16 protein-coding genes are annotated in these 17,514 nt (G+C 39.5%); all 16 read left to right on the top strand.

Annotated elements, in window-relative coordinates; genetic code table 11:
- Window positions 1–105: 105 nt before the first annotated feature.
- The 16 genes from rpoE to R8923_RS11430 all read left to right on the top strand — a co-directional run bounded on the left by rpoE (window position 106) and on the right by R8923_RS11430 (window position 17,504).
- Window positions 106–648, top strand: a complete 543-nt coding sequence (rpoE, locus tag R8923_RS11505; RefSeq protein WP_485872899.1) for a DNA-directed RNA polymerase subunit delta — start codon at window positions 106–108, stop codon at window positions 646–648.
- A gap of 354 nt (window positions 649–1,002) precedes the next feature.
- A complete protein-coding gene (gene pyrG, locus R8923_RS11500; protein WP_485872898.1) occupies window positions 1,003–2,595 on the top strand; it encodes a CTP synthase in 1,593 nt (530 codons plus the stop codon).
- A 145-nt stretch (window positions 2,596–2,740) separates the two neighbouring features.
- The gene (locus tag R8923_RS11495; protein ID WP_485872897.1) at window positions 2,741–3,463 is read left to right on the top strand and encodes a spr1630 family ClpXP-sensitive toxin; all 723 of its coding nucleotides are present in this window, start codon (window positions 2,741–2,743) and stop codon (window positions 3,461–3,463) included.
- A gap of 17 nt (window positions 3,464–3,480) precedes the next feature.
- Window positions 3,481–4,641 carry a spr1629 family repressor/antitoxin gene (locus tag R8923_RS11490; RefSeq protein WP_485872896.1) on the top strand — a complete coding sequence of 387 codons (1,161 nt, stop codon included), beginning with the start codon at window positions 3,481–3,483 and terminating at the stop codon, window positions 4,639–4,641.
- A gap of 93 nt (window positions 4,642–4,734) precedes the next feature.
- Window positions 4,735–5,664 (top strand): diacylglycerol kinase, encoded by a 930-nt coding sequence (locus R8923_RS11485; RefSeq protein WP_485872895.1) that lies wholly within the window; start codon window positions 4,735–4,737, stop codon window positions 5,662–5,664.
- A 168-nt stretch (window positions 5,665–5,832) separates the two neighbouring features.
- Window positions 5,833–6,687 (top strand): class II fructose-1,6-bisphosphate aldolase, encoded by an 855-nt coding sequence (fba, locus tag R8923_RS11480; protein WP_007476837.1) that lies wholly within the window; start codon window positions 5,833–5,835, stop codon window positions 6,685–6,687.
- A gap of 290 nt (window positions 6,688–6,977) precedes the next feature.
- The gene (locus R8923_RS11475) at window positions 6,978–8,261 is read left to right on the top strand and encodes a glycosyltransferase family 4 protein (protein WP_485872894.1); all 1,284 of its coding nucleotides are present in this window, start codon (window positions 6,978–6,980) and stop codon (window positions 8,259–8,261) included.
- Window positions 8,254–9,273 carry a glycosyltransferase family 4 protein gene (locus R8923_RS11470; protein WP_485872893.1) on the top strand — a complete coding sequence of 340 codons (1,020 nt, stop codon included), beginning with the start codon at window positions 8,254–8,256 and terminating at the stop codon, window positions 9,271–9,273. The genes R8923_RS11475 and R8923_RS11470 overlap by 8 nt, the downstream gene beginning before the upstream one ends.
- Before the next feature lie 5 nt (window positions 9,274–9,278).
- Entirely contained in the window at window positions 9,279–10,319 is a 1,041-nt protein-coding gene (locus R8923_RS11465) for a lysylphosphatidylglycerol synthase transmembrane domain-containing protein (RefSeq protein ID WP_485872892.1), read from the top strand.
- 86 nt (window positions 10,320–10,405) lie between these two features.
- On the top strand, window positions 10,406–11,677 hold the full coding sequence (locus R8923_RS11460) for a UDP-N-acetylglucosamine 1-carboxyvinyltransferase (protein ID WP_485872891.1): 1,272 nt from the start codon (window positions 10,406–10,408) through the stop codon (window positions 11,675–11,677).
- Window positions 11,678–11,777: 100 nt separating this feature from the next.
- Entirely contained in the window at window positions 11,778–13,049 is a 1,272-nt protein-coding gene (rho, locus tag R8923_RS11455; RefSeq protein WP_485872890.1) for a transcription termination factor Rho, read from the top strand.
- A 104-nt stretch (window positions 13,050–13,153) separates the two neighbouring features.
- Window positions 13,154–13,399, top strand: coding sequence for a type B 50S ribosomal protein L31 (locus tag R8923_RS11450; protein ID WP_485872889.1), 246 nt, complete (start codon window positions 13,154–13,156; stop codon window positions 13,397–13,399).
- Between the two features lie 203 nt (window positions 13,400–13,602).
- Window positions 13,603–14,889: a homoserine dehydrogenase gene (locus tag R8923_RS11445; protein WP_485872888.1), complete on the top strand. Its 1,287-nt coding sequence runs from the start codon at window positions 13,603–13,605 to the stop codon at window positions 14,887–14,889.
- A 5-nt stretch (window positions 14,890–14,894) separates the two neighbouring features.
- Window positions 14,895–15,950 carry a threonine synthase gene (thrC, locus tag R8923_RS11440; protein ID WP_485872887.1) on the top strand — a complete coding sequence of 352 codons (1,056 nt, stop codon included), beginning with the start codon at window positions 14,895–14,897 and terminating at the stop codon, window positions 15,948–15,950.
- The gene (gene thrB, locus R8923_RS11435; RefSeq protein WP_485872886.1) at window positions 15,950–16,816 is read left to right on the top strand and encodes a homoserine kinase; all 867 of its coding nucleotides are present in this window, start codon (window positions 15,950–15,952) and stop codon (window positions 16,814–16,816) included. Before thrC ends, thrB begins: the two co-directional genes overlap by 1 nt.
- A gap of 109 nt (window positions 16,817–16,925) precedes the next feature.
- Window positions 16,926–17,504 carry a thymidine kinase gene (locus R8923_RS11430; protein ID WP_485872885.1) on the top strand — a complete coding sequence of 193 codons (579 nt, stop codon included), beginning with the start codon at window positions 16,926–16,928 and terminating at the stop codon, window positions 17,502–17,504.
- Window positions 17,505–17,514: the final 10 nt, after the last annotated feature.

The raw sequence follows: 17,514 nt of genomic DNA, 5'->3' as shown, positions 1-17,514 counted from the left end.
TTATGGTTGTGCTTGCCAGTGATAACATGTAAAATGGTTAAGTTGAATAAAAAGTAAATGATGAAAGAAACAATAAATGTAGTTTAACGAAAGGGCGTGCCAGCTTTGGATTTAAGTAATTTATCTCAAGAAGAGCGAAAAGAAGTATCTTTAATTGAAGTCGCGCATTATGTTTTAGAGAATCGCCGGGAAGTTATTAATTTTAAAGAGTTAGTAGAGGAAATTAAAAACTTTTTAGAATTAACAGATGATGAAATGAAAGAGCGTTTAGTTCAATTCTATACAGATATGAACATCGATGGTAATTTTATTTCACTAGGAAACAACACTTGGGGACTGCGCGCTTGGTACCCAATTGATGCGATTGATGAAGAAGTTCAAACACAAACTAAACCGAAGAAAAAACGTAAAAAAGATGATGACGATGAAGATGATGAAGAAGTGGAAGATATCATGGATGATGATATTGAATACGAAGAGGATGACGAAGTGGAAGAACTTGGGGAAGAAGAAATTTCTCTTTCTGATGGTTTAGTTGATGAAGACGAGGACGCTGATGACCACTTGCCAGACGGAATTGAAGGCGAACTTGCTACAGTAGAAGATGATTATAGTGATGGAGACTATACGGAAGATCCAGAAGAATAAAATGGAAACTCACTCGAACTTATACGGGTGAGTTTTTTTACATTAATAAAGGAATGGTTTCGCTTACAAAAATAAACACTTGACTTATTCTTATTTCATATGTAGTATTTTATTTGGGCTCCCTTAATTGGGACAGATATGTTCAGTTAGCGCTCCCTTACTTTTTAAGAAAGTAGGAGCGTTTTTTTATTTGGTGGAAACCAGATGAAAATATTTCCTAATTACCAAGTGCAGCACATTTACATGCATTTGGTGATTTTATTTGTAAGGACGTTTTGAGGTAATAGAGTTCACCCCGAAGGTTAAGTCCATTTAACCGCTATTTTTTAGAAAAGGAAGGAGTCGAATTTTTTAATGACGAAGTATATTTTTGTAACAGGTGGCGTAGTTTCATCTATTGGTAAAGGAATTACAGCAGCATCACTTGGGCGACTGCTGAAAAATCGTGGATTAAGCGTGACGATTCAAAAATTCGATCCGTATATTAACGTGGATCCAGGGACAATGAGCCCGTATCAACATGGTGAGGTTTTTGTCACTGATGATGGTGCTGAAACAGATTTAGATTTAGGACATTATGAGCGCTTTATTGATATTAATTTAAATAAATATAGCAACGTCACAACGGGTAAAGTTTACTCAGAAGTCATTAAAAAAGAACGTCGCGGTGATTATCTTGGTGGAACCGTGCAGGTTATCCCGCATATTACAAACGAGCTGAAAGACCGTGTATTTAGAGCGGCAAGAATGACAGATTCAGATATTATCATTACCGAGATTGGTGGGACTGTTGGGGACATTGAATCATTACCGTTCCTTGAAGCTATTCGCCAAATCAAAAGCGATGTTGGGTCTGAAAATGTTCTTTATATCCACACAACACTCATTCCTTACATTAAAGCTGCTGGTGAAATGAAAACGAAACCCACTCAGCATAGTGTTAAAGAGCTGCGTAGTTTGGGGATTCAGCCGAATATTATTGTGGTACGAACAGAACAACCCGTTTCCACAGAAATGAAAGAAAAAATTGCTCTTTTCTGTGACATTAAAGCATCTGAAGTCATTGAAAGTCGTGATGAAGATACGCTTTATAATGTGCCGCTTTCGTTACAAGCGCAGAAAATGGATCAAATCGTACTCGATCATTTGAAATTAGATGCGCCGCCAGCTGAAATGACGGAGTGGACGGAACTTGTGCACCGCGTGCAAAATTTATCAAAGAAGGTTCGAATTGCGCTCGTTGGAAAATATGTTTCCTTACAAGATGCTTACCTTTCTATAGCAGAAGCTTTACGGCATGCTGGTTATGCGCATGATGCGGAGATTCAAATTGACTGGATTGACTCGGAAAAAGTTACAAAAGAAAATGTTGTAGAACTTTTGAAAGATGCAGATGGTATTTTAGTTCCCGGAGGGTTTGGTGACCGGGCGATTGAAGGGAAACTCCTTGCTGTTGAATATGCGCGCGTGAACAAAGTGCCATACTTTGGGATTTGTCTTGGTATGCAACTTGCGACAGTTGAGTTTGCGCGAAATGTTCTTAAGCTTGACGGGGCGCATTCCGCTGAAATTGATCCAGAAGCAAAACATAATATCATTGATTTACTCCCAGAGCAAAAAAATATCGAAAACATGGGTGGAACGCTTCGCTTGGGACTTTATCCTGCGCGAATTAAGGAAGGTACAAAAGCAGCGGAAGCATACGGAGAAACGATTGTTGAGGAGCGTCACCGCCATCGTTATGAATTCAATAATGATTACCGAGAGCAAATGGAGCAGGCAGGTATGATTGTTTCGGCAACTAGCCCTGATGGTCGTCTTGTTGAGGTGGTAGAATTAAAAGATCACCCGTGGTTTGTTGCTTGTCAATATCATCCAGAATTTATTTCTAGACCAAATCGTCCGCAAAGCTTGTTTAAAGGTTTTATTGGTGCGGCAGTCAAATAATGAAGTAGGAGCACCTGAACTTTAAGTTTAGGTGCCTTTTTCATTTAATTACTTTATAAAAAATAAAGAATATGTCGTTTTTAGTTTATTTTCATACCTTCTTAATGCTATAATGTTAAATAACAACATTGTAAGGAGGATGAGAATGAACCAAGAAGTCGTAAATGAACAACAAGCTCAAGCCATTGTAGATGGTATCTTACAAGGATATAAAGATTATTTAGAAATACGTAGACAAAAAAAGAAAGAATTAAAAGTTTCGGCAAGCTATGCTTTTGTAAAAGGTAATCATATTGATGATGCTGTGGCAAGAAAACTTACGGGGTTGATTGAAAAAGACCAACTTGCAAAAGCGGGTGAATCATGGGAATACCTTCAATTTGCTTTTGGTAGAAAAGACAACAAGTGTCTATTTATCGTTAAAAATATTTTTCGGTTGAAGCGAACATTTCAAAATTCAAATAAAAAAAGTCAATATTTAGTAGACTTAGCTAAAGTGAATAATCCGTGGATTCATGAGCTTCGTTTAGGACGAGTGAAAATGGAAGGTATAGCGATACAACTACAGTTTTTAGAGTTTGAAAAGTTCGAGCAGACAGAAGAAATACGAAAAAGAAACTTTTCGGAGTTTTACATTGTGACATATGAAACAGATAGTCATACAAAAGAGATTGTAAATGTTGAAATTGTAGCTCCAGATGCTGAAACTGGGGAACTTCATAGTGTGCAAAAACTATCGTCTTACTTGCAAAGTAGTAATGTGGTTATTCAGGAAGATGAATATGAAGCGATTTCTGGTGAAGTTGAATTCAGTAGTATTGAGGATTATGGATATACAACGATACCAGAAGAAGAAGTTGGAAACTAAGTAAGGAGGAAATAATTGTGTTTAGAGGTGAGAATCTTCAAAGGGTCAGAACTTTGTATGGTTTGTCGCGAAAAGAGCTGGGAGAGAAGTTAGGAGTTTCTGAACAAGCCGTGTGGCAGTTTGAAAATCAAGTAACTAATCCTAAATTTGAAATCGTTGTTGAACTTAAAAGACTTTTTGGAGTGAAAGCACAGTTTTTCTTACAAGAATTGACAGTTCCAGTGATGTTTAAAGAAGAACAGATGATTTATCGTGCGGCTGATGTGACAAGTAGAAAACAAGCTTTTTCAGAAACGGAGTATTTGAATTTTGTTCATGAGATTATTACGACGTTAGAAAGCTTTCTAAGCGCACCTAAAAGTATTATTTTAGAACTTAGGGAAAAATGTTTGGATATATATTACCGTGAAAATGGCATTGAGGAAATCGCTTCATTAGCCAAAGAATATATCGGTGTAACGGAAGATAATGCCAATTTATTACTACAAATGGAGAAGTCGGGTATCCATATTGTAGAGAAGCAAGTTGATAGCAAAACAGATGCCTATAGTGCGTGGTCAGCTAATCAAATACCAATTATTGTGCTTGGTGTGAAAAAGTCGGCTGTGCGAAGGAATTTCGATTTAGCACATGAACTAGGTCATTTACTGATGCACAACAATATGGATATGCTTGCACTAGAAAAAGAAGATTATAACAGAATCGAAAATGAAGCTAACTTGTTTGCCTCCTATTTTTTATTACCTGAAAAAAGTATAGTTAAAGATTTGCAAAAATTAGAACGCATTTCTAATCCGGATACGTATATTGAACTTAAAGCGAAATATAATGTTTCAATCCAAGGTTTGGAAATGCGAGCGTATCGATTAGGTTTTCTAACACCACAACAAAACAGCTATTTTTATCGGCAGATTATGAAAAAAGGATATAAGCTTGTGGAACCACTTGATTCAGAAATACCACTTAAACGACCAGGGAAAATACGAAATATTTTCGAACTTATTTTATCTAACCAAGTTATCAGCCTAGCAGAAATGGAAGCCTTGTTTAAAGTAGAAGCCCTATTTTTAGAGCGCTTATTTACGATTGAACCAGCTTTTTTTGAAAAATATCAGGCGAAAGAAGAATTTTCAAGTTACGATAATGTTTTGAAACCAAAATTTAGAAAAAGTATTTAAAAGACTGCCGGTTTTAGCAGTCTTTTAAATTTGACATTCTTCCTGTATGTATAGCAAACTAAATTTAGCATAAAAGGGAGAGTAGGGGACATTTTGATTAAAAAAGTAGTGTTGATATATAATCCAGCGGCTGGCAAAAATAAATTTCGAAAATGGATGCCGCTTGTTGAAGAAAAATTGAATGCGGCGGATTTTGAAGTGACGCTTGTGTCGTCAACAAGTGAGCCTAAAAGTATTTTGAACCTTGCAAAAAAAGCAGCGGAATCTGGTATATCTGCCATCATTGCGGCTGGTGGCGACGGTACGGTGAATGAAGTTGTGAATGGAATTATGCTGTCGTCTAAGCGCCCCGTTTTAGGTATTTTACCGATGGGAACGACGAACGACTATGCGCGAGCTCTTGGTGTGAATAAAGATCCGCTTGAAGCGCTAAACAGCATCATCAAGCGTGAGACAGTTGGTGTTGATATTGGTAAGGCAAATCAAAATGAATTTTTTATCAATAATGTAGCTGCTGGAAAAATTACGGAAATTACATATGCGGTGCCGGAGGCGAAAAAGAATCGTTACGGACGCCTAGCCTATCTTTTTGATGGGTTAAAGATGCTACCAAGTCTCAAGGCGACGCCTGTCGACATCTCATTTGACGATGAACGTTTTACTGGGCAGATGCTTATTTGTTTTGTTAGCAATTCTCACACGGTCGGTGGGCTTGAATCGCTTTGTCCCCCCGCCAAAATCAATGATGGTTATTTTGATTTGCTGATTTTGAAAAAAGTATCACCAGCCAAATTGTTTTCACTGTTTCTGCTATTAAAGCGAGGGACGCATCTTGAAAGCCCGCATGTCATTCATCGGCAAGTGAAGCATGTCAAATTGGAATCTAAGGAAGTGCTGAATATTAGTTATGACGGAGTTTATGGCGGTGATGCACCGTATGAATTAAAAGTTTTACCGAAAGCCTTGCAAGTTTTTGCGAATCAAGAGGTGGCGGGTGCTAGACTTTATAGGAAGGAAGATTAGAGCGCCTTTCAAACCTTAGGGACTAAAGCGTTTTCAGAAAATAATTCGCAACTTTTATGGTAAATGAATCACAAATCTGTTATTATAGACGTGTTAGGGAAAAATAGCTGCCACTATTTTTCGCGGCGGAAATTCAAATTTTAAATTCCTGAGGGAGGAAATTGTATTATGCCTATCGTTAACATGACAGACATGCTGAAAAAAGCATTAGCTGGGAAATATGCTGTAGGTCAATTCAACATTAACAACCTTGAATGGACTCAAGCTATTTTGAAAGCTGCGGAAGCTGAAAAATCACCAGTCATCCTAGGAGTATCTGAAGGTGCTGCTAAATATATGGGAGGATTCAACACAGTTGTTAAAATGACTCAAGGTCTTGTTGAAGATCTTAAAATCACTGTACCTGTGGCAATCCACTTAGACCATGGTTCAAGTTTTGATTCTTGTAAAGCGGCAATCGATGCAGGTTTCTCATCTGTAATGATTGATGGGTCACACCACCCGATTGACGAGAACGTTGCCATGACTAAACAAGTTGTTGATTATGCTCACGCTAAAGGTGTTTCTGTAGAAGCTGAAGTTGGCACTGTAGGTGGTACTGAGGACGGAGTTACAGGTGGAATTAGCTATGCTAACCCAGAAGAATGTCTGCGCGTTGTTAAAGAAGCTGGTATTGATGCATTAGCAGCTGCTCTTGGTTCTGTTCATGGACCTTATAGCGGTGAACCAAAACTTGGCTTTGATGAAATGAAAGAAATCTCCGAACTTACAGGTGCTCCACTTGTACTTCACGGCGGTTCTGGAATTCCTGAACACCAAATTAAAAAAGCAATTGAATTAGGTCACAGCAAAATCAATGTAAACACTGAGTGCCAAATCGTTTGGACTGCAGCTGTTCGTGAAAAATTAGCTACTGATGATAAAGTTTACGATCCACGTAAAGTTATCGGACCTGGTGTTGATGCAATCATTAAAACAGTTACTGAAAAAATTCAAGAGTTTGGTTCTAACGGTAAAGCGTAAATCAAAAATTGAATCTATATAAGTTGGGAGCAGAATACATTCTGCTCCTTTTTTATTCCTTAAAACCCGTAAAAAATTATATTTTGTGTGAAAATAAGTGGATTATGTTATTATGGGGACAGTTGAAAGTGATGAAAAACGCAAAATTTATCAACGTTCTCTAAAGAAGTTTAGGAAAAAATCGTTCTAAGGGCGCATGAAATTGTTATTGCTAAACATGTATAATGTATTATGACGGAACAAGAACGTTTTGATGAATGAACCAACACGGAAAGAGAGTAGGGATAGTAATGAATATAGGAATCTTTACCGATACCTACAGTCCGCAAATAAGCGGGGTCGCTACGTCCATTTTAACAATGGAGACGGAGTTAAGAAAAAGAGGACATAATGTATATATATTTACAACTACTGACCCTAATGCTGATCGTGAGAGCGAAGAGGGACGTGTATTTAGGTTACCTAGTATCCCATTTGTTTTTTTTCCTGAGAGAAGAATTGCAATTGCTGGTATGAACAAGTTTATTCGCCTTGTCGGTGAACTAAAATTAGATATTATTCACACACATACAGAGTTTTCTTTAGGCTTGCTTGGTAAAAAAATTGCTAAGAAATACTCCATCCCATCGATTCATACATATCACACCATGTATGAAGATTATTTGCATTATATTGCGAATGGCAAAATTTTAACGCCAAAAATGGTGCGTAAGATGACTAAGTCTTTTTGTGATAGTTATGAGGCACTCATTGCTCCAACAGAGAAAGTACGGCATCATTTAGAGGAATGTGGAATTTATAAACAAATTTATACAATTCCAACTGGCACGAATATTCAAATGTGTGATCAAACTTCTTCGGATAAAATAATGGCAATGAAAAAGCAATTGGGTATCGGGGAACAGGATGCGGTTATCCTTTCTTTAGGACGTGTGGCACATGAGAAAAATATTGATGCGATTATCCAAGCTATGCCAGGCGTTTTAGCTAAACTCCCTTTTACTAAATTAGTGGTGGTTGGCGATGGTCCAGTTCGTAAAGAATTAGAGGACTTGGTAGAAGAACTTTCCCTTTCTGATGCGGTCATATTTACAGGTGCCGTGGAATGGAGAGAAGTTAACAACTATTACCAGTTGAGTGATTTCTTTGTAAGTGCGTCAACCTCTGAAACGCAAGGCTTAACATACTTAGAGGCGATGGCTTCCACGCTTCCCGTTGTTGCGAAGAAGGATGAAAGTATTGAAGGTATTTTAATTGATAAGAAAACGGGCTTTTTATTTGAAACAGATGATGAGCTTGCGGATACATTGGTTATGGCGCTTCAAAATCAGGCTATGGCGAAGCAACTAGCGGTAAACGCGCTAAAACAAGTAGATAATTATTCCGCAGATCATTTTGGTGAGCGAATTGAAGAAACCTATGCAGAAATATATGAGAATTATTACTCGATGGAAAACAAAAAACGATTAAACAGGCAACGAACGCTAATTAAAAGTAAGATGGCGTCACAAGTTTTTTCGTTAACATCATCTAATACACATATACGGAAAGGTAGGTCATCGCGGCGTGATTAAGCTAACTATGCTGTCATCGGCAGAAAAAGTAAAAGGACAAGGTGTAGCCTCTGCGTATAGAGAACTTGTCAATCTGCTTGATGAACGGTTAAAAGATAAAATTGAGATGTCGATTAATAAGTTCCACAAGACGGATATTACACATTATCATACGGTAGATTTTCATTTTTATTTATCTACTTTTTTCAAAAAAAAGCGCGGGGTTCGGGTTGGCTACGTCCATTTCTTACCAGAAACAATGGAAGGTAGCTTAAAATTACCGGGAATTGCCCGCGCTGTTTTTTATAAATATTTAATCTCTTTTTATAAAAGAATGGATGAAATTGTTGTTGTAAATCCTTCTTTTATACCGAAACTAGAGGTGTATGACATTCCTTCAGAGAAAATCCACTACATCCCTAACTTCGTCTCTAAAAAAACTTTTTTTTCGGATGAAAAGAAAAAAGAAATGTTTCGCGAAAAATATCAAATTTCTGCTGATAAATTTGTTGTGCTTGGTGTAGGACAGGTACAGCATAGAAAAGGCGTGCTGGACTTTATTGAAGTTGCAAAATCTTTGCCCGATGTGCAATTTGTTTGGGCTGGCGGCTTTTCGTTTGGGAAGATTACTTCTGGCTATGAAGAGTTGAAAAAAATTTACGACAATCCGCCAGAAAATGTGAAATTCATTGGGATTATTGATCGCTCGGAAATGAATGCCTGCTTCAATATGGCAGATTTATTTTTTATGCCGTCGTACAATGAACTTTTTCCCATGGCGATTTTAGAAGCGATGAGCACGGGAACCCCAGTATTGTTGCGTAATCTTGATTTATACCAAGAAATTTTATCTGGGTACTATGAAGAGGGGCAAGATAATACGGATTTTATTACTAAAATTGCAGAATTAAAAGCGAATACGGATAAATATGCAGCACTACTTGCGCAAGCTAGACGCGGAGCTGAATTTTATTCGGAGGACCGTTTGACGGCAATTTGGGACAAGTTTTATCATGATTTAGTAAGGAAGTGATGTAGGTGAAGCTAAGCAAAAATGCGCGTAAGAATTGGCTAAACATAATTTTAATTCTCATCATTAGTAGTGCCTTTATTATTTGGCAGTTTCGTGGCGTTGATTTAGAACAATTTGTTCAGGAAATTAAAAACGTTAACGTATGGTGGCTGCTAGTTGCATTTTTGTTTATGTTTATTTACTGGCTTTTTGAAGCGGTTGTGCTACATAAGAGTATCTTGCCTGCTTTCCGAAAAGAAAGTTTTTTTTCCTCATTCCGAATTACGATGATTGGTCAGTTCTTCAATACAATTACGCCGATGCAAGCAGGTGGACAGCCTGCGCAATTATACGCTCTTGTGAAAAAAGGGTTAGACATTGGCGTTTCTAGCTCTATTTTGTTATTTAAATTTATCATTTATCAGTCGATGATTGTAATCAATTTTATCATTGTTCTTATTTTTGGCTTTCATTATTTACTAACAGGGGCTCTCCCGCAAGTTAAATATTTGGTTTTAATTGGCTTCACTATTCATTTGGCGGTAGTCGTCGGGCTTATCTTGGTTGGGAAAAGTTCTCGTTTTACCACAAAGCTCGTACATCTTATTTTAAAGCCATTTAATTGGTTTATGAAGAAAGAGCGGATTCAAAAAATTCAGGCGTCCGTTGATGATAAAATTACGTCTTTTCACGAGGAAAGTGGGCGTATTAGTCGTGATAGGAAGCTCATTTGGAGTGCGAGCATTTATACGAGTTTGCAGCTTTGGGCGTATTTCGTCATTCCTTATTTTATTTTACTAGGAGTAGGGGTTTCGGATTTAAATCTTTTTATGGTAATAACGTTCCATGCGTTTATCATGATGTTTGCAACGGTTGTGCCGACGCCTGGTGGGACAGGAGGCGCAGAGTACACGTTTACTTTGCTGTTTGGGACGTTGCTTGTTTCCGCGAAGCTATTAACGGCTCTTCTTTTATGGCGGATTGTGACGTATTATAGTTGTATTGTTTTTGGCGCGATAGCGATAGCGATTCCAGATAAAAATAAAATGACGGGGAAATCTGATTAGTAAGCGGATTTAGTGGCGATTAGCTTCAAAACATGTTAGGATTTAGAAATAGTAACAAGTGAGACTGAAAAGAAAGAGGGATTGGCATGGAAAATCGGTTAGTCATTAATGGGGGGAAACGGCTTTCTGGAAAAGTAGTCGTAGATGGTGCTAAAAACAGTGCGGTAGCTTTAATTCCGGCAGCAATTTTGGCGGATTCTGAAGTGACGATTGAAGGTCTTCCAGATATTTCAGATGTTCATACATTGTATGATATTGTTTCTGAACTAGGCGGCTCGGTCAAGTCGGATAGCCAAACGGCAATTATTGACCCTAGTGAGATTGTGGATATGCCACTTCCAAATGGAAATGTTAAAAAATTACGTGCGTCTTATTATTTGATGGGAGCACTTCTTGGCAAGTTTAAAAAAGCGGTTGTTGGTTTGCCTGGCGGATGTTATTTGGGGCCGCGACCAATTGATCAGCATATAAAAGGTTTTGAGGCACTTGGTGCGACAGTGACAAACGAGCAAGGTGCGATTTATTTGCGTGCCGAAAAATTGCGCGGTGCGCGAATTTATATGGACGTAGTTAGCGTCGGGGCAACAATTAACATTATGCTCGCTGCCGTTTTAGCAGAAGGTAAGACGGTTATTGAGAATGCGGCAAAAGAGCCAGAGATTATTGATGTTGCAACTCTTCTGTCTAATATGGGTGCGAACATTAAAGGCGCTGGAACAGACACGATTCGTATCACAGGTGTGCCTAAACTACATGGCTGCCACCATACGATTATCCCGGATAGAATTGAAGCGGGTACATACATGATTGCAGCGGCTGCAATAGGTGACGGGGTTGAAATTCAAAATGTAATTCCTGATCATTTGGAGGGGATTACGGCGAAGCTAGCTGAAATGGGCGTTCCGTTAGAGATTTCAGAAGACTCCATTTTAGTCAAAAAATCTGTGGCATTTAAAAAAGTGGACGTAAAAACCTATGTTTACCCCGGATTTCCAACAGATTTGCAGCAACCGTTCACAACGCTTCTAACTCAGGCGGACGGTGACAGCATCGTGACCGACACAATCTACCCAAGCCGTTTCAAGCATATCGCTGAGCTCATGCGCATGGGCGGGCAATTTAAACAGAACGAACGGACGGCTGTCATCTACGGGAAAACGCCCCTTTCTGGTGCACGTGTCACGGCAACCGATCTTCGCGCGGGAGCCGCCCTTGTAATTGCCGGTTTGCTTGCTGAAGGTCAGACGGAAATTTTAGGCGTGGAGCATATTGAACGTGGTTACGGGAATATTATTCAAAAACTCTCCGACTTAGGAGCAGATATTTATAAAGAAATCACTGAAAGCAATTTGGTATAACTTTCTAAAATAAAAGCGGGGCTATTCCTCTGCCCCGTCTTTTCCTTCCATTTATTTCAAATCCCTAGTTTAAACAAAAATAAAAAAAGGTGGTACACATATGGCAAAATTGTCCATAGCATATTTAGAGAGCCTGACAATCAAAGAAATTTATGCGCTTGCGAAAGAACATAAAATTGCGTACTATAGCAAGTTAACGAAAAAAGAGCTTATTTTTGCGTTATTAAAATCGAATGCGGAAAAAGAAGGTTTTTTCTTCATGGAAGGCGTTTTAGACATTATTCCTTCTGAAGGATTTGGTTTTTTGCGCCCGATTAATTATTCACCAAGTTCAGAAGACATTTATATTTCTGCATCACAAATTAGGCGTTTTGATTTGCGAACAGGCGATAAAGTTTCTGGAAAGGTGCGTCCGCCAAAAGAAAATGAACGCTATTTTGGCTTGCTACATGTGGAAGCGGTCAACGGTGAGAATCCTGAAGTGGCAAAAGAACGTGTACATTTTCCTGGTTTAACGCCACTTTATCCCGATAAACAGATGGCGCTTGAAGTCGGAAAATTTCCAATTTCGATGCGGATGATTGACATGGTTGCGCCAATCGGTTTTGGTCAGAGGGGGCTAATTGTTGCGCCACCTAAGGCTGGGAAAACAATCTTGCTTAAGGAAATTGCGAATGCGATTACAACCAACCATCCGGACGCCGAATTGATCGTACTTTTAATTGATGAGCGTCCAGAAGAGGTGACGGATATTGAACGATCAGTGTCTGCAGACGTTGCTAGTTCAACATTTGATGAAGTTCCGGAAAATCATATTAAAGTCGCCGAACTCGTTTTAGAACGTGCGATGCGTCTTGTAGAACAAAAGCGTGACGTCATTATTTTGATGGACAGCATTACTCGCTTGGCGCGCGCGTATAATTTGGTTATTCCGCCAAGTGGCAGAACGCTCTCAGGTGGAATTGATCCGGCTGCTTTTCACCGGCCAAAGCGCTTTTTTGGGGCAGCTAGGAACATCGAGGAAGGCGGAAGTTTGACGATTTTAGCGACAGCCTTAGTGGATACGGGTTCACGAATGGATGATGTTATTTACGAGGAATTTAAAGGAACTGGGAACATGGAGCTTCATTTAGATCGCCAACTTGCAGAGCGCCGCGTTTTCCCTGCGATTGATATTCGACGTTCAGGCACACGTAAAGAAGAACTGCTTCTTCCGAAAGAAAAATTAGAGCAACTTTGGAAAATAAGAAAAACAATGCCACTTCAAGGTGATTCATTAGATATGTCAGAGCGTTTTATTCGCTCCATGAAAAAAACAGATACTAATCAGGCATTTTTTGAGCTTTTACAAGACCAAATGTTTAAAAAATAACTGTTGCTTGTTTTAGCTGTGCTTGTTATAATTAGTGTACTGTGTGTTTCCTTGCAGTTAATTACTCTGTTTCAGATGATTCAGGGCGAAGGAGTTGAAAAGAAATGAAAGCTGGAATTCATCCTGAATACCGTCCAGTTGTTTTCGTTGATACTAGTACTGATTTCAAATTCTTGTCTGGTTCTACTAAACAGTCAAGCGAAACTATTCAATGGGAAGATGGTAACGAATATCCGTTACTACGTGTCGAAATCTCTTCTGATTCGCACCCATTCTATACTGGTAAGCAAAAACACGCGACTGCAGACGGACGTGTGGACCGCTTCAACAAAAAATACGGAATCAAATAATTTCGTGTTTTGGAAGCTTAATAATCGAACTACTGCGCGCACCTCATTTGCTGAGGTGTGTTTTTCTTTTTGGTGAAAAATTGTCAGTTAAATTAAAAAAATGAGAAAGTTCGAAAATGAGCTTTACTTTTATATCTAGCATTGCGTATAATAGCACTAATTACTTTTTTTAAAGTAAATCATTTTAATAAGGAGGTTTTCATGTGAAAGCAAATTTACAAGTAGGCGTGCTAGGTTTTGGGACAGTAGGCAGCGGTGTCATTCATATTTTAGAAGAACATCAAGAAAAAATCAGCCAAGTAACGGGCTACAATATCAACGTTAAAACTGTGCTCGTTCGTGATCTTGAAAAAAATCGCAGATACGAGACGAAAGGTTTTACACTTACGACCACGCCAGATGATATTTTTGAAGATCCAGAAATTGCGGTTGTTGTCGAGGTGATGGGCAGTATTGATATGGCACGTGAGTATATTTTGCGCGCATTGAAAGCCAAAAAGCATGTTGTGACAGCAAATAAAGATTTAATCGCTATCCACGGAGATGAACTTGTTACAGTTGCGCAAGAAAATGGTTGTGACTTATTTTATGAGGCAAGCGTGGCAGGCGGCATTCCAATTTTACGAACAATTGTAAATAGCTTGGCAGCAGACAAAATACAAAAAGTAATGGGTATTGTAAACGGGACAACCAATTATATGCTGACGAAAATGACTACAGAAAATAAAAGCTATGACGAAGTTTTAAAAGAAGCGCAGGATTTAGGTTTTGCAGAAGCTGATCCAACAAGTGATGTTGACGGAATTGATGCTGCACGTAAAATGGTTATTTTAACACGACTTGCATTTGGAATGAATGTGCGTTTAGACGACGTTGAAACAAAAGGAATTCGCGGAATCTCTCCGCTAGATATTGCGACCGCCTATCAATTAGGGTACAAAGTGAAACTTGTTGGGCGCGCGGAAGAAGTAGATGGTACGGTAAGTGTCGATGTTGGGCCGGTTCTTCTTCCAAGAGCACATCCTTTATCGGGAGTAAACTATGAAAATAACGCGGTTTTTGTTACCGGCAGAGCAGTTGGCGAAACAATGTTTTATGGTCCGGGTGCTGGTGAATTGCCAACAGCTACAAGCGTTGTCAGCGATTTAATTACAGTGGCAAAAAATAGTAAACTTGGTACAAATGGAAACGCGTTTAATAGTTTTATTCATGAAACCAAACATACGCCAAAAGAAAAAGTGTATGCCAAATATTACTTGCGTTTAGAGATGGACGATAAAACAGGAACCTTTTTAAAACTGACGCAAATTTTTGCTGAGGCGGGTATTGGATTTGATAAAATTATTCAGGAGCCGCTTAATGAATTTACAGCGACCGTTGTCATCGTGACCCATTCTATCAGTAAGGCGCAACTAAACGTCGCGCTTCAACGTACGGAAGAGGAACCAGAAATACGAATCTTGACTAAATATGCAGTTGTGGAGGGTTAAAGAATATGTATAAAGGACTTCTTGAAAAATATAAAGATTTTTTACCGATTTCAGAACGTACACCGCTCATCTCACTTGCAGAAGGCAACACACCCCTTATTCCTTTGCCTCATTTATCCAAAGAGCTTGGGGTGACCTTGTACGGGAAATATGAAGGATTGAATCCGACAGGCTCTTTTAAGGACCGCGGCATGGTGATGGCGGTTGCGAAGGCAAAAGAGGAAGGCGCTGAGGCGGTAATTTGCGCGTCAACAGGAAACACGTCAGCAGCAGCAGCGGCTTATGCAACTCGCGCAGGATTAAAAGCATACATCGTTATTCCTGATGGTAAAGTGGCACTTGGTAAGCTTGCCCAAGCTGTCATGTATGGTGCTGATATTATTGCCATTCAGGGGAACTTTGATGAAGCCCTTGATTCGGTTAGAAAATTAGCAGAAACAGAAGCTGTGACTCTCGTCAATTCAGTCAACCCTTACCGCCTAGAAGGGCAAAAAACTGCTGCGTTTGAAATTTGTGAACAGCTTGGAAAAGCGCCAGATGTTTTGGCAATTCCAGTTGGAAATGCAGGTAACATTTCGGCTTACTGGAAAGGGTTCAAAGAGTGGGATGATAAATTTGCGTCTGGACGTCCTGCGATGCACGGCTTTGAAGCAGAAGGCGCTGCAGCAATTGTACGAGGCGAACCAATTGCAAACCCTGAAACTATTGCGACAGCGATTCGAATCGGCAACCCAGCTAGTTGGAATCTAGCGGAAGCTGCACGCGATGAATCAAACGGCTATATCGATTCCGTAACGGATGATGAAATTGTGAATGCCTATAAAAAAGTGGCAAGACAAGACGGCGTATTTATTGAACCAGGTTCAGCAGCGTCACTCGCGGGTGTTATTCAGCATGTGAAAAATGGCAAAATCAAGCCGGGTCAAACCGTTGTTTGCGTGTTTACTGGAAACGGTCTAAAAGATCCTGACACGGCGATGAATGTGCATGATTTTAACATCATCCATGCTGAAAATATCGATGAAATGCGCGTACATCTTCAAAACGGAGTGAAAGCCTAATGCGTATCCGTGTCCCCGCAACGACAGCCAATCTAGGACCGGGATTTGATTCGTGTGGCCTCGCGCTAACGCTGTATTTGACGCTTGAAATTGGGGAAGTGAGTTCCAAGTGGCGTATTAAACACGATTTAGAAGGTAGCATCCCAAATGATGAAACGAATGTAATTATCCAAACGGCATTGTCATTAGTGCCAAACTTAACGCCGCATGAGCTTAAAATGACGTGTGATATTCCAACTGCACGCGGTTTGGGGAGTAGCTCAGCAGCTGTTGTAGCGGGAATCGAACTCGCGAATTTTTTAGGAAGACTTGACTTGTCGAAAGAACGGAAAGTTGAAATCGCGGCTGAAATTGAAGGGCATCCTGATAACGTGGCGCCAGCCGTGTTAGGGAATTTGGTCGTAGGCGCGAAACTAAAGGATGCTGATTTTTATGTGCGTCACCTGTTTCCAAATTGCGCGATTTTAGCGTTTATTCCTAAGACGGAGCTTTTAACTAGTGAAAGTCGTGATGTTCTGCCTGAAACGTTGTCGTATAAAGAAGCGGTGTCTGCGAGTGCGATTTCGAACGTGATGATTGCGGCTGTGCTTCAAAACGACATGCGGCTTGCTGGGGAAATGATGGAACGCGATTTATGGCACGAAAAATATCGTGCAGAGCTAGTGCCCCATCTTGTTAAAATTCGCGAAATTGCGCGCGCAGAAGGTGCTTACGCGACTTGTTTAAGTGGTGCAGGTCCGACAATTTTAATTTTTGCACCGCATGATAAGAAAATAAATTTAATGAGTGTGCTTCAAAATTTTGATGCGGAGGCGAAAGTGCTCCCGCTTGAAGTTGAGGGCAGCGGCTCGCTTGTATTCCAGTGAGGCTAAATTGAGTGCTATTTTGCACTCAATTTTTTTGTTCCTTCCGTATCCCAATTTTCTTTCGGCTGTGTTAGAATAGGAAAAGAGTTTAAGAAAAGGGGCAAAGGTGATGGCGCAGTTATTTTTTAGATACGGGGCAATGAATAGCGGTAAAACAATTGAAATTCTAAAAGTGGCTCATAATTATGAGGAGCAAAATAAACCCGTGGTGATTTTTACGTCTGGGATTGATGATCGTGATAAGGTGGGGGTAATTTCTAGCCGTATTGGTTTAAAACGTGATGCGACACCGGTTTTCTCAGATACAAATATTTTTGAAGAAGTTAAAAGGATGAATCCGCAACCGTTTTGCGTGCTTTTAGATGAATCACAGTTTCTAGAAAAACATCATGTTTTTGAACTTGCAAATATTGTGGATGAGCTAGGAATCCCAGTTATTGCGTATGGTTTGAAGAATGATTTTCAAAATGAGCTTTTTGAAGGGTCAAAATATTTACTACTCTATGCAGATAAAATTGAAGAAATGAAAACCATTTGCTGGTTCTGTGCCAAAAAAGCAACAATGGTTTTACGTGTAGATGACCAAGGAAAGCCTGTTTATACAGGAGAACAAATTTTAATTGGTGGGAATGACCAGTACTTTCCAGTTTGTCGGAAATGTCATGCGCATCCGCCGATAGCAGATTAAAGTGAGGTGC

The sequence above is a fragment of the Listeria tempestatis genome (assembly GCF_963575625.1).
GTDB classification, from domain to species: Bacteria; Bacillota; Bacilli; order Lactobacillales; family Listeriaceae; genus Listeria; species Listeria tempestatis.
Note: the sequence above shows the minus strand (reverse complement) of the source record. Positions and strands in the feature narration are given on the sequence as shown.

Coding starts and splice junctions, on each gene's coding strand:
- pyrG (WP_485872898.1), top strand. CDS start 1,003: ATGACGAAGTATATTTTTGTAACAGGTGGCGTAGTTTCATCTATTGGT.
- R8923_RS11495 (WP_485872897.1), top strand. CDS start 2,741: ATGAACCAAGAAGTCGTAAATGAACAACAAGCTCAAGCCATTGTAGAT.
- fba (WP_007476837.1), top strand. CDS start 5,833: ATGCCTATCGTTAACATGACAGACATGCTGAAAAAAGCATTAGCTGGG.
- R8923_RS11475 (WP_485872894.1), top strand. CDS start 6,978: ATGAATATAGGAATCTTTACCGATACCTACAGTCCGCAAATAAGCGGG.
- R8923_RS11460 (WP_485872891.1), top strand. CDS start 10,406: ATGGAAAATCGGTTAGTCATTAATGGGGGGAAACGGCTTTCTGGAAAA.
- rho (WP_485872890.1), top strand. CDS start 11,778: ATGGCAAAATTGTCCATAGCATATTTAGAGAGCCTGACAATCAAAGAA.
- R8923_RS11450 (WP_485872889.1), top strand. CDS start 13,154: ATGAAAGCTGGAATTCATCCTGAATACCGTCCAGTTGTTTTCGTTGAT.
- thrC (WP_485872887.1), top strand. CDS start 14,895: ATGTATAAAGGACTTCTTGAAAAATATAAAGATTTTTTACCGATTTCA.
- thrB (WP_485872886.1), top strand. CDS start 15,950: ATGCGTATCCGTGTCCCCGCAACGACAGCCAATCTAGGACCGGGATTT.
- R8923_RS11430 (WP_485872885.1), top strand. CDS start 16,926: ATGGCGCAGTTATTTTTTAGATACGGGGCAATGAATAGCGGTAAAACA.